Below are 12,609 nucleotides of genomic sequence, written 5' to 3'. Positions count from 1 at the left end.
GCGCCAGCGGCATCGATTTCAGCGCCAGTGCCGCCCAGCCCAGCGCCATGAAACCGATTTCCGTCAATTTCACCAACCGGGCGATGCCGGCCTTGTCGCGCGCGTCGGCCGCCGAACCGGCAATGCCGGAAAACAGGAAATAAGGCAGAATGAACAGCCCGGCCGCCACGGAGGCCAGCAGCGCCGCCTGCCCCGGATCGTCCGCCGCCAGATCGTAGGCGACGATAAACACCAGCGCGGTGCGAAACAGATTGTCGTTGAACGCACCCAGAAACTGTGCGGCAAACAGGGGGCCAAAGCGCCGCGTGGTCAACAGGCCGAGCATCTGCCATCACCACTGCCCGTTTACAGGGCAACCGTCCAGACTCGCATCGGCGGCCGGCTTGGCATAGAACAGATGTTTGAGGAGCGAAAGCCAAGTGCCAAAACACCGGCGCAACGATGATTGGGGGTTCCCGCGCTGGCGGGATTATGGCGCCACCAGCGCCGCCGCCACCGTGCGCCTGTGCGACCGGGATGGCTGCACCAACGTGGGCGATCGCCCCGCGCCCAAGGCACCAAACAGCCCGGAACGCTGGATGTTCTGCCAGGAACACGCCGCGCAATACAACGCCGGCTGGGATTATTTCCGCGGACTGACGCCTGAGGAAACCGCCGCCCGCGCCGCATCCGAAGACCGGCAGCGCAACTACACCCGCGCCAGCCACTGGGAATGGGGCGGCGAAGGCGATGGCAGCCGCAGCCGCGCCGAGCTGGATGCATTGAAGCTGCTGGGCTTGGACAGCGAAGCCAGCGCGGAGGCAATCAAGGCCGCCTGGCGCACGGCCGCCAAGGCCAGCCACCCCGATGTGGCAGGCCCCGGCGCGAACGCTGCCGAACAGTTTCGCGCCGTGCAGGCGGCATTCGCCGTATTACAGGCCGCCGATGCAGCGCGCATGGCAGCCGCCGAACGGGATGCGCGCTGAAAGCCAGGCTTTGTGATTGCCAAGAAAAGCCGGTTTGCACGCGTCCCGGCAAGCGTATCTGGGGGAACCATGATCATGAGATTTCACACCCTGTTCGCCGGCAGCCTTGTTGCCGGTCTCGGCTTCGGCCTCACCGCCACCCAGGCGCTTGCTGCCGGGCTTTATGGCCAGTGGCGCGTGAGCTTCGATGCGCACCCCGGCGGGCCGTTGCCGTTCACGCTCGACGTGCGCCAGGGCAAGGCTGGCCCGCAGGCGTGGCTGGTCAACCCGCCCGAACGGCTGCGCGTCGAACAGGTGCAAGTGAGCGCGGACAGCATCACGCTCACCTTCCCCAGCTATAACAGCAAGCTGGAGCTCAAGGCCGCCCCCGGCGACACGTTGACCGGCGCCGCGACTGTGCTGCGCGCCACCGGCACCGTGGTCATCAATGCCCGCGCCCAGCGCGGTGCCTGGCGTTTCAGCCCCGGCACCGTCAAGCCAGCCGGCAATGTTGGTGGCCGCTGGAATCTGACCTACGGCGACAACAAGGTGAAGGGGCTGGTGCTGCTCAAGCAAGTGGGCGGCCAGGTTTCAGGCACGGTGCAGCTGCCCACCGGCGACATGCGCTATCTTTCGGGCGAATTGAACGGCAATCAGCTGAAACTTTCCACCTTCGATGGCAGCTTCACCAGCCTGTGGTCGGGCACGCTCACCGGAAACACGCTCAAGGGTGCATCCTTTGCCGCCACCAGCCGGCAGGCCGGCAACCCGTGGGAAGCAAGGAAGGAAAAGCTCGCCACGATGAACGCCATCGCCGTGGAAGCGCCCGGTGGGGAGCGGCTGTCGTTCCGCCTACCCACCCCGGATGGCCAGATGATCAGCCTGAATGACGCCCGCTACAAGGGCAAGGTGGTGGTGATCTCGCTGGGCGGCGCCTGGTGCCCCAATTGCCACGATGAAGCCCAGTTCCTTGGCCCCTACGCCGCGCGCCGACAGCGCGAAGGCGTGGAAATGATCGGCCTGCAATTTGAATATGGCGCCGATGAAGCCCGCGCCATGCGCCAGATCGCCAGCTTCAAGGCGCGCTACAAGCTGCCTTACCCGATGGTTTATGGTGGCCAGCCCAATGCCGACGACACCAAAAAGGTGCTTGGCGATCTTGCCCCGGTGAAGGTGTGGCCAACCACCATCTTCATCGGCCGCGATGGCCGGGTGAAGGAAGTGCATATGGGCTGGGCCGGGCCAGCGACAGGCGCGCTCAGTGAGAAGGTGAAGCGCGAATTCGATGAAACGGTGACCAAACTGCTGCGCGCCAAGGCGTAAGCACAATCAATCCACAGCTGCGTGCGCTCAAGCTGGTTCAGGTGTTGGCGCGCCCCCTACCATGGCTGCGCCTGCCCTGCTAAGCACAAGGCATGAGCCTTCCTGTCCGCATTGCCCCGTCGATCCTGTCGGCAGATTTTGCACGATTGGGGGAGGAGGTTCGCGCCATCAGCGCTGCCGGGGCAGACTGGATTCATGTCGACGTGATGGACGGGCATTTCGTGCCCAACATCACCATCGGCCCCGCCGTGGTGAAGGCACTGCGCCCGCACAGCAGCCTGCCGTTCGACGTGCACCTGATGATCAGCCCGGCCGATCTGTATCTTGAGGCGTTTGCCGAGGCCGGCGCCGATATCCTGACCGTGCACCCCGAAGCCGGGCCGCACCTGCACCGCACCATCCAGCGCATCAAGGCGCTGGGCAAGAAAGCCGGCGTGTCGCTGAACCCGGCCAGCCCGGTAGAATTGGTGGAAACGGTGTTGGGTGATATCGACCTCATTCTGGTGATGAGCGTCAACCCGGGGTTCGGCGGGCAAAGCTTCATCACCAGCCAATTGAAGAAGATCGAACGGTTGCGCCGGATGATCGACGACAGCGGCCGCAGCATCCATCTGGAAGTGGACGGCGGCGTGGATGCCGGCAATGTCGCCGCTGTGGTGGCTGCCGGGGCCGATGTGCTGGTGGCGGGCACCGCCAGCTTCAAGGGCGGCGCGGCGCACTATGCCGCCAATATCGCGGCGCTGAAGGGGACTTGATGGCCAGGCCGCCCCAGCCAGCCCCCAACCAGCCGCCGCCGCAAGACGAAGACGGCAGCCTGCGGCGCGGCAGCGGCGATCGCGGCCTGTCGCTTGCGGAGCGCTTGACCGCCGAACTCACCTCACGGCTTTATGCCACGTCGCTGCACCGTTTTCGCCTGCGCGGTCGTTTTCCGCTCAAGCTGCTCGCAGCCCCGGCCGATCCGGTGCCCGGCGATCCCCACATCGGGGAGCGCATTCTGGCCGGCCGCCTGATCCACGCCGGCCACACCGCGATGACGCGGGACATCACCTTTCAGGAAGCCGGCCCGCCGCCACAATGGCGTGAATGGGCGCATGGCTGGCAATGGCTGCGCGATCTGGCCATCCTGCCCGATCGTGCTGCCGCGAGGCGCGCGGCGGAAAACCTGGTGGAGCGCTGGCTGGGCAGCTTTGGCGACTATGATGCGCTGGGCTGGCGCGCCGATGTTGCCGGCACCAGGCTGTTGATGGCGCTGGGCCATGCGCCGCTGATCCTGTCGTCCTCCAATCAGATTTATCGTTCTGCGGTGCTCTCCGCGATGGCAACCTGGGCCCGCCACCTTGATCGCGCGGCGCGGCGCGGCACCGAGGGCTTGGGCCAGGCCAAGGCGCTGTGCGGGCTGTATGCCGCCGGCACGCTGATCCCCGGCGGCGAAGCGCGTGCCAGCGCGGCGCTGGCCGGGCTCAATCAACTGATGCCAGTTCTGGTGCTGCCCGATGGCGGCATCGCCAGCCGCTCAGCCGTGGATGCGCTGACGCTGGCCGATCTGCTGCTCTTTACTGCCGGCGCGCCCGAAGCGCTGGGCAACCGCGCGCCGCCGGTGTTTGCCGATACGCTGGCCCGGCTGGCACCGGCGCTGCGCGGGCTCATGTTGGGCGATGGCCAGATCGGCGCTTGGCACGGCGGCGCGGTGATTGGTGCCGACACGCCCGACCGCCTATCACGCAAGGTGGCAACCGGCACCGAAATCCGCCGCGGCGGCCGCTGGAGCGGTTACCAACGGCTGTCGGCGGGGCGCAGCGTGGTGGTGATCGATGCCGGCCCGCCGCCCTCCGCCCGCCTGTCCAACAGCGGCCATGCCGGCACCCTGGCCTTTGAAATGAGCGATGGGGCCGAGCGGCTGATCAGCAATTGCGGCGGCGTGCGCGGCCTGCAAACGCCGCTGGCCCCGGCGCTGGCTTCGGGCCTTTCCACCACCGCCGCTCATTCGACCCTGGTGATTGCCGACACCAATTCCACGCGCATCCGCGACGATGGCACGCTGGGCACCGGGGTGGAGGAAGTGACATTGGCCCACCGCAGCAGCGCCGAAGGCCAGCTGATCGAGACCAGCCACAATGGCTATGTCCGGCGCTTTGGCCTGCTGGTGCGGCGCCGGCTGCTGCTCACCGCCGATGGCAACGAACTTGCGGGTGAAGATCTGATCGAAGCCGCGCCCGCCAGCCTGCTGCGACGCCGAGCCGAGCGCAATTTCGATGTGCGTTTTCACCTTGGGCCCGGCGTCTCGGCCACCCCCACCGCCGACGGCATGGGCGCGCTGCTCAAATCCCCATCGGGACGCATCTGGGCCTTCAAAGTGCGGCTGGAAGACGGCCAGGGGGGCAATCATCCCGGCCGGCTGGCCATCGAACCATCGGTGTGGGTGGATGCGGCCGGCGCCATCGCGCGCACGCAGCAGCTCGTGGTATTGGGAACGACCCAGAAAATGGCCGCCGATGTACACTGGAGCCTGAAGCGGGCTGGCAAATAGGGCTGACAAGAATGGGTCAAGGCGCTAGGCGAGCGCCAAGCCGTCCACCGCTCCACCGCTCCGGAAAGCCGCCATCATGACCGATCTCGTTCCCATCCGCCGCGCCCTGCTCTCCGTTTCGGACAAGGCCGGGCTGGAACCATTGGCGGCCGCCCTGGCGGCGCGCGGAGTGGAGCTGGTGTCCACCGGCGGCACCGCCGCCGCGCTGCGGGCACTGGGCCACGCGGTAACAGATGTCGCCGAATTGACCGGCAGCCCCGAAATGATGGATGGCCGCGTAAAAACACTGCACCCGCGCGTGCACGGCGGCCTGCTCGCCTTGCGCGACAACGCCGACCATGTGCAGGCGATGACCGATCACGGTATCGGCGCCATCGATCTGGCGGTGATCAACCTGTATCCGTTTGCCGCCACCGTAGCCAAGGGTGCGGCGCGCGATGACATTATCGAGAATATCGACATCGGCGGACCGGCGATGGTGCGTTCGTCGGCGAAGAACCATGATTTCGTCGCCATCCTGACCAGCCCGGATCAATATGACGATTTCATCGCCGCGCTGGGTGCAAACGCTGGCGCAACACCGCTGGCCCTGCGCCGCAAATTGGCTGCTGCTGCCTTTGCCCACACCGCAGCCTATGACGCCGCGGTTGCCAGCTGGTTTGCCTTTGCCGATCAGGGCGAGATGTTCCCGGCGGTGCTGCCCGTCGCGCTGACCCGCAAGGAAACGCTGCGGTATGGCGAAAATCCGCATCAGCAGGCCGCACTGTATCTGCCGCAGGGCAAGCCCTACGGGATCGCCGCCGCGCGCCAGCTGCAAGGCAAGGAATTGAGCTACAACAACCTCAACGACGCCGACGGCGCGCTCAATCTGATCGCCGAATGGCGCCACAGCGCCCCGGCCTGCGCCATCATCAAGCACGCCAATCCGTGCGGAGTCGCCACCGGATCGACCCTGGCTGACGCGTACGGGAAGGCGTTCCAGTGCGACCCCGTCTCGGCCTTTGGCGGTATCATCGCGGTCAACCAGCCGCTCGATGGCGCCACCGCCGAAGCCATCACCGGCATCTTCACCGAAGTGGTGATCGCGCCGGGCGCCGATGAAGACGCGCTGCGCATCTTTGCCGCCAAGAAGAACCTGCGCCTGCTGATCGCCGATCTGCCCGATCCGCGCCGCCCCGGCCTGATGCTCAAGCCGATATCGGGCGGCATGCTGGTGCAAAGCCGCGACAATGGCGCCGTGCTGCGGGACGCGTGCCAGGTCGTCACCCGGCGCAGCCCTACCGAAGCCGAATGGGCCGATCTGCTGTTTGCCTGGACCGTGGCGCGGCACGTCAAATCCAACGCCATCGTTTATGCCAACGGCGGTGCGACGGCGGGCATTGGTGCGGGCCAGATGAGCCGGCTCGATTCCACCCGTATCGCTGCAAGGAAGGCCATCGACGCCGCCGAAACCGCCGGCTGGCCGCAGGCCCGCACCATCGGTTCGTGCGTGGCCTCCGATGCGTTCTTCCCCTTTGCCGACGGCCTGATTGCTGCGGCCGAAGCCGGCGCCACCGCCATCATCCAGCCCGGCGGCTCCATCCGCGACAAGGATGTGATCGCTGCCGCCGACGAACGCGGGCTGGCGATGGTGTTCACCGGAATGCGCCACTTCCGCCATTGATCCCTACCCCTGCCCCGCAAGGAGACGCCGCCATGCTCGACCGTATCAAGACTGCCCTGGAAATCACGCTGGCGGCCGGCAACATCCCCGGCGCGGTCGCTGTGGTCGGCAACAGCGCCGGCACACTGGCGGAGGTGGCGGTCGGCACCAAGGGGCCCCAGGTCAATGGTAACGGGCCGCCGCTGGCGCAGGATGATCTGTTCCAGATCGCCTCGATGACCAAGGCCATCGCCAGCGTTGCGGTGATGCAATTGGTGGAGCAGGGCCGCATCGGGCTGGATGATGATCTGGGCGCGCTGTTGCCAGCGCTGGCCAATCGCCAAGTGCTGGAAGGCTTTGACGACGAGGGCAAGCCCGTAATGCGCCCAGCCGCCGGGCCGATCACGCTACGGCAGCTGCTCACCCACACATCGGGCTTTGGCTATGAATTCATGTCCGCCGAGCTCACCCAGTGGCGGGCGCACAATCCGGCCAAGGCGGGCTCGCTGGCCAGCCTCGATATGCCGCTGCTCGCCGATCCCGGCACGCAGTGGATTTACGGCATTTCCACCGATTGGGTGGGGCAGGTCGCGGAAAAGCTGGCGGGCATGCGGCTGGGCGATTGGCTGGCCCGCCATGTCACCGGGCCACTGCGCATGACCGATACCAGCTTTGGCTTTGACGATGCGATCAAGGCGCGGCTGACCCCGCTCACGGTGCGCACACCCGATGCGCTGGTGCCGTTCCCCATCCATTTCGGCGGCGGCGAGCACGCCGAGTATCACAGCGGCGGCGGCGGCCTGGTGGGCACGGCGCGCGATTATCTGGCGTTCTGCCGCATGATCCTGAACCACGGCAGCCTGAACGGCGCCCGCATCCTCAAGCCCGAAACCATCGCCGACATGTCCCGCAACCAGGTGGCGATGCCCGCCGGCAGGATGGTGACCAATCTGCCGGGCATGACCGGCAATATCGATCTGTTTCCCACCATGAATTGCGGCTGGGGCCTTGGTTTCCTGATCAACCCCGAGCCCGGCCCCAACGGCCGCGCCGCCGGCAGCCTCGCCTGGAGCGGCATCGCCAACAGCTATTACTGGATCGATCCCACCAACGACATCGCCGCCGTGATCATGATGCAGCATCTGCCGTTCGGCGAACAACCGGCACTGGATGTCGTGCACGCGTTCGAACGGGCGGTGTACGGGGTCTAACCCAACCGCATCCGGATCGAGGCGGCGTGGGCGGCCAGCCCTTCGACATCGGCGATGGCGGCCCCGGCCGGGCCGATGGCGGCCAACCCGCGCGGCCCGCAATCCAGGAACGTCGTGCGCTTCATGAAATCCGCCACTGAAAGCCCGGAGGCGAAGCGCGCGCGGCGTCCGGTGGGCAGCACATGGTTGGGCCCCGCCAGATAATCACCGGCGGCTTCGGGCGTGTGGCGGCCCAGGAACACCGATCCGGCATGGCGCATTTGCGCAAACAGCGCGTCGGGATCGTCCACCATCAGTTCGGCATGTTCCGGCGCGAGCGCATCAAGCAGCGGCACTGCATCGACCAACGCCGGCAGCGTGATGATCGCGCCGAAATCGCGCCACGAGGCACCGGCCACCGCCGCCGTGGACAGGGTTTCGAGCTGGCGGGCAACAGCAGCCGCAACCGCATCGGCTTCGGCCGCCGACGTGGTGATCAGGATGGATTGCGCCACCGGATCATGTTCGGCCTGGGCCAGCAGATCGGCTGCGATCCATTCGGGATTGGATTTGCCATCCGAAACGATCACCACTTCCGATGGCCCCGCCACCATGTCGATGCCGACCATACCGAACAACTGGCGCTTGGCTTCGGCCACAAAGGCGTTGCCCGGCCCGGTGATCACATCCACCCGCGGAATGTGCGCAGTGCCAAACGCCAGCGCCGCCACCGCCTGCGCGCCGCCGATACGAAACACGCGGCTCACGCCGGCAACACGGGCGGCAGCCAGCACCAGCGGGTTGATGACGCCATCCGGAGTGGGCGTCACCATGATCAGATCGCGCACGCCGGCCACCACGGCGGGAATGGCGTTCATCAGCACCGACGATGGATAGGCAGCGCGCCCGCCCGGCACATAAAGCCCAGCAGCATCCACCGGAGACCAGCGCACCCCGGTGCGCACACCGGCATCGTCCACGGCGTCATTGCCCTGCGGTTTCTGGCGCTGGTGGAAGGCGCGGATGCGGGCAGCCGCCAGATCGAGCGCGGCGCGCAATTCGGGCGTGAGGCCGGCAAGCGCGGCATCAAGATCGGCCGCGGGGATTTCCCATCCAGCCGCATCCAGATCGACACGGTCAAACTTGGCGGTCAGCTCGGCAACAGCCGCGTCGCCGCGCGCCTTCACAACCGCGATGATCGCCGCAACCGTGGCCGACACATCAGCGGAATCGTCGCGCTTGGCATCCACCAGCGCGGCAAAGGCTGCGGCAAAGCCGGGATCGGCGAAATCAAGCCGCTGCGGCATTACCAGTCTCCGGAGAATTTTCCGTCAATTCCCGCATCGCATCGATGATGGCCACCACGCGCGCATCGGTCTTGAAAGCGGCGCGGTTGGCGATCAGGCGGCTGGTCACCTCGGCGATCACCTCCACTTCCACCAGGCCGTTTTCGGCCAGCGTCTTGCCGGTGGAAACCAGATCGACAATGCGGCTCGACAGGCCAACCAGCGGCGCCAGTTCCATCGCGCCGTTCAACTTGATCACTTCGGCTTGCAAGCCCCGCGCCGCAAAGTGCCGGCGGGTGAGGCCGGGATATTTCGTCGCCACCCGCACATGGCTCAGGCGCGACAGATCGGGATCAAGGCTGGCAGGCTGCGCCACCGACAGGCGGCAATGGCCGATGCCCAGATCGACCGGCGCATAGATTTCGGAAAAATCAAACTCCATCAGCACGTCGTTGCCGGCAATGCCCAATTGCGCCGCGCCAAAGGCCACGAAGGTGGCAACATCGAAACTGCGCACCCGGATCACCCGCACATCATCGCGGCTGGTGGCAAAGGTCAACTTGCGGCTGCTCTCGTCGGTGAAATCCGGCTCCGGCACAATCCCGATGCGCGCCAGCAGCGGCAGCGCTTCTTTCAGGATGCGGCCCTTGGGCAAGGCAATGATGAGCGGCGTGATCATGATGCGGCGCGGCATAGCGCGGGCGCAGCCAAAACACCACTGCGCCCGCGCCGCACGTGCAGCGTCAAGCGCGGCCCGCCTGATAGTCGGGGCGCAGCCAGCGGATGGTGCCGGCGGCTTCTTCGGCGGCACGCGCCGCGTTCAGGGCCACCAGCCGGGCCACGATATCGGCCGCCGCCAGATCGGCGGGCCAGCCATAGGCCGCGGCCACGGCGGCATCGATGCGGCGGTGCAGTTCCAGGATGATGCTGGCCCGCGCCCGCCGTGCCGTATCGGCCTCGGCAGCGATCAGCACGGCGCCGGCGCGCAATTTTTCCACCAGATTGTACAGGCCGGTCAGGGTGATGTCCGGATGTTCGGCCTGCACGATCTTGCGGGTTGCATCGAGTTCTTCGGCCAGATCGGCAATGGCGGCGCGCTGGTCGGGGGTGGGGTTGGGGAAAGGGAAAGGGTCGAATATCTGCGATTTGGTATATCGAGGGCGATCTTCGAGTGTCCCGCCCATGCCATTCGACCATCGAATGTGGATGTGCGACGATAACACGCCAACATGAAATGCGTCGTCGGACGCAATGGCGATAAGCATATTGTCCGGCAATATGCTGGCATCCAGAAACTGAAACACCCGATGTTTGGCCGTCTCAACGGTGACGATGTAACGCTCCAGGCCAGACAGCGCCGGGCGGAGGTCACGGCGCGGTTCGCCGAAAATCCACCAGTTGTCGCGATAGGTGGCGCGGCGGTTCGCGTCTCGCTCCGGTTTAACGGTTGCATGCAAATGCTGCCACACTTCAGGAAATCGCTGCCGCACCTCGGCTTCGGCAAGGCCGAACAGATCGATCACCATCGCGCCGCGCCCATTGCCCATCAGATCACGCCCGTTGCGATAGGAACGGATATGCTGATCAAGGCCGGGCCGGCTGCCCAGTCCCAATGTGACGGCATCGGCAGGCGTAACGATAAACCCCGCGCCGTGCAGCTTGACCCCCGGTGATGCCATAACGGTGTTGGCGCGCAGCGGTCTGGCGCTGGTCACGTCTGCACCCACGGTCAAATCGGCGTTGATCCGCCCCTTTGCCGTTGCTGTCAGCAGTTCGGGCGCATCGGTATCAAGCGCAGCTTCCTGCAGCACTTCGATCAATTGCCCATCGTCGCTGCCAGCATCCGCCACCGTCATCGCGATCCGCACCGCCGCACTGTCACGCGTCGCCTTGGTCCACGGATGATCGGCAATCGCCATCACCAATGCAATCGGCGGGGTGCCGGCCAGCCGTGCCTCGATCACGCGGCGGCTGAAGGTTTGGGTGATCGAATTGGTGGTGACAAAACCGAAACGCCGCAGCCGCGCGCCGGGTAGTGTCAACGCCCACGCCGCCCGAACCCACCATTGCATGCTAAATCCGCCGATGGCGGCACGTGGGGATTGGCCTTCCACAGCGCCTCGGCATAATCGCTGCCCAGCTTGTCACGCAAATCCTTGCCACCGATAAACGGCGGGTTGCCCACGATGAAATCCGCATCCGGCCACAACGCAGCACGCGGGTTGGCGAAATCCACTTCGCCCACATCGGTGCGCGCCAGCACGGCATCATAGCCGCCGGGGCGGCCGAAATTGATCGCGTCGGTGCGTTCAAGCACCGGTTCCGGCACGGCCGCCGGATCATTGGCGATGCGCCAGCGCAGCCAGCCGATCCACAGCACCAGCTCGGCAATCACCGCCGCGCGCGGATTGAGTTCGAGCCCCAGAAATTGTTTCGGTACGATGCCGGGGATGGCCGGCGAGCCAAGTTCGGCCAGCAAGGTGAGCACTTCGCCTTCCAGCCGCAGCAGCAATTCCATCGCGACATACAAGAAATTGCCGGTGCCGCAGGCGGGATCAAGAATGCGCAGCGCCTTGAGCCGGGCATGGAAGGCCGCAACCGGCGCGGCATCGGGCGCCGCTGCCTGCACAGCCGCCCATTCGGCCCGCAGCGGTTCCATGATGGTGGCTTCCACCAGCCGTTCGACATAGCGGCGCGGCGTGTAATGCGCGCCCAGCTTGGCACGTTCTTGCGGGGTGAGCGCCTGTTCGAGCAGCGTGCCGAAAATGGCCGGTTCCACCCGGTTCCATTGTTTGGCCGCAGCATCGACGAGCTTGCTGATCTCGTTGCGCCCCAGCGCATACACCTCAGGATGTTCGAACAACCCGCCGTTGAAATAGCTGATGTCGCAGCCCAGCGCGAGGCAGTAACGTTCCCCGCCGCGCCGCGCCATCAGGCCCCAAAGTTCAGCGAGGCCCAGCGTAAAGCGCTTGGTATCGGCCGGTACATCGGCAGCAGCATCGCCGTCCGCATCGCCGGGCGGCAGGCAGGCGGCGAGAAAATTCTGGAAGGATTTGGCCGGCAGCAGGCCCACATCTTCGGCAAACATGCAGAACAGGATGCGCATCAGATACAAGGCCGTGCCTTCGATCACGCGCGATTTGTCGGCCGGGCTGGCCAGCCTTGTGCGGTGCCGCTGATCCGCCTCCAGGGTCTTGCTGACGTCTGCCAGCCGCCAACTGACATCGCGGGTGACGGCGACGGCTTGCAGCCGCGGATCGATGCTGCGCGGGTCGGTCCAGATGGCGTGGAACAGCGCCTGCACCGCCGGATCGCGCAGTTGCAACAGGCCAATGCGAAAGCCCTGACGATTGGGAAACGGGCCATAATCCTTGCCCATGCCCGACCAATCGAAATAGATATCAAACGCCCGGCCGACATCGCAGACGATCAGGAACGGCGGCCAGCCTTCGCTGGCGGGCAGCGCGCGGGCATAGGCTTCGGCCTGCACCCGCGCATCGCGCATCAGGGCATCGTAACGCGGCCCGGCAGGCTGCGCCGGACCGGCCTCCAGCCCGGCAGCGGCCAGCAGATCGGGCGTGGCCTTGGCGGCAAGGCGCGATTGCTTGGCCTCCAGTACAAAGTGCCGGGGTTTGTAGAGATCGATGCGGCCGGTGCCGGCGGGTTCCCCGGCTTCGGAGCGGCGGACGAAGGCTTC

At 66.1% G+C, this 12,609-nt stretch carries 10 protein-coding genes and 1 pseudogene; 6 read left to right on the top strand and 5 right to left on the bottom strand.

Annotated elements, in window-relative coordinates:
• A pseudogene (locus tag ACESL8_RS00195) lies at positions 1 to 325 on the bottom strand (hypothetical protein); the annotation flags it as partial.
• Positions 326 to 419: 94 nt separating this feature from the next.
• Between ACESL8_RS00195 and ACESL8_RS00190 the strand changes: the two are divergent.
• The 6 genes from ACESL8_RS00190 (at position 420) to ACESL8_RS00165 (ending at position 7,647) form a co-directional block, all read left to right on the top strand.
• Complete coding sequence (locus ACESL8_RS00190) at positions 420 to 965, top strand: J domain-containing protein (protein WP_372914665.1); 546 nt, start codon at positions 420 to 422, stop codon at positions 963 to 965.
• A gap of 69 nt (positions 966 to 1,034) precedes the next feature.
• Positions 1,035 to 2,267, top strand: a complete 1,233-nt coding sequence (locus tag ACESL8_RS00185; protein ID WP_372914663.1) for a peroxiredoxin family protein — start codon at positions 1,035 to 1,037, stop codon at positions 2,265 to 2,267.
• A gap of 92 nt (positions 2,268 to 2,359) precedes the next feature.
• A complete protein-coding gene (gene rpe / locus ACESL8_RS00180) occupies positions 2,360 to 3,022 on the top strand; it encodes a ribulose-phosphate 3-epimerase (protein WP_372914661.1) in 663 nt (220 codons plus the stop codon).
• Positions 3,022 to 4,794 (top strand): heparinase II/III family protein, encoded by a 1,773-nt coding sequence (locus tag ACESL8_RS00175; protein WP_372914659.1) that lies wholly within the window; start codon positions 3,022 to 3,024, stop codon positions 4,792 to 4,794. Before rpe ends, ACESL8_RS00175 begins: the two co-directional genes overlap by 1 nt.
• Before the next feature lie 76 nt (positions 4,795 to 4,870).
• Positions 4,871 to 6,457, top strand: coding sequence for a bifunctional phosphoribosylaminoimidazolecarboxamide formyltransferase/IMP cyclohydrolase (purH, locus tag ACESL8_RS00170; RefSeq protein ID WP_372914657.1), 1,587 nt, complete (start codon positions 4,871 to 4,873; stop codon positions 6,455 to 6,457).
• Between the two features lie 32 nt (positions 6,458 to 6,489).
• The gene (locus ACESL8_RS00165; protein ID WP_372914655.1) at positions 6,490 to 7,647 is read left to right on the top strand and encodes a serine hydrolase domain-containing protein; all 1,158 of its coding nucleotides are present in this window, start codon (positions 6,490 to 6,492) and stop codon (positions 7,645 to 7,647) included.
• On the opposite strand, the gene hisD is transcribed toward ACESL8_RS00165, so the two are convergent.
• The 4 genes from hisD to ACESL8_RS00145 all read right to left on the bottom strand — a co-directional run.
• Positions 7,644 to 8,933 carry a histidinol dehydrogenase gene (gene hisD, locus ACESL8_RS00160; RefSeq protein ID WP_372914653.1) on the bottom strand — a complete coding sequence of 430 codons (1,290 nt, stop codon included), beginning with the start codon at positions 8,931 to 8,933 and terminating at the stop codon, positions 7,644 to 7,646. The two genes, ACESL8_RS00165 and hisD, sit on opposite strands and share 4 nt — an antisense overlap.
• Entirely contained in the window at positions 8,917 to 9,591 is a 675-nt protein-coding gene (hisG, locus tag ACESL8_RS00155; RefSeq protein ID WP_372914651.1) for an ATP phosphoribosyltransferase, read from the bottom strand. The genes hisD and hisG overlap by 17 nt, the downstream gene beginning before the upstream one ends.
• Before the next feature lie 64 nt (positions 9,592 to 9,655).
• A complete protein-coding gene (locus ACESL8_RS00150; RefSeq protein ID WP_372914649.1) occupies positions 9,656 to 10,984 on the bottom strand; it encodes a type IIL restriction-modification enzyme MmeI in 1,329 nt (442 codons plus the stop codon).
• Positions 10,951 to 12,609, bottom strand: a 1,659-nt coding sequence (locus ACESL8_RS00145; protein WP_372914647.1) for a DNA methyltransferase, incomplete at its 5' end; no start/stop codon positions are given. The genes ACESL8_RS00145 and ACESL8_RS00150, both read right to left, overlap by 34 nt.

This window comes from Sandarakinorhabdus sp. (assembly GCF_041689835.1).
Classification (GTDB): Bacteria; Pseudomonadota; Alphaproteobacteria; order Sphingomonadales; family Sphingomonadaceae; genus Sandarakinorhabdus.
This window is presented reverse-complemented; position numbering and strand designations above follow the sequence as displayed.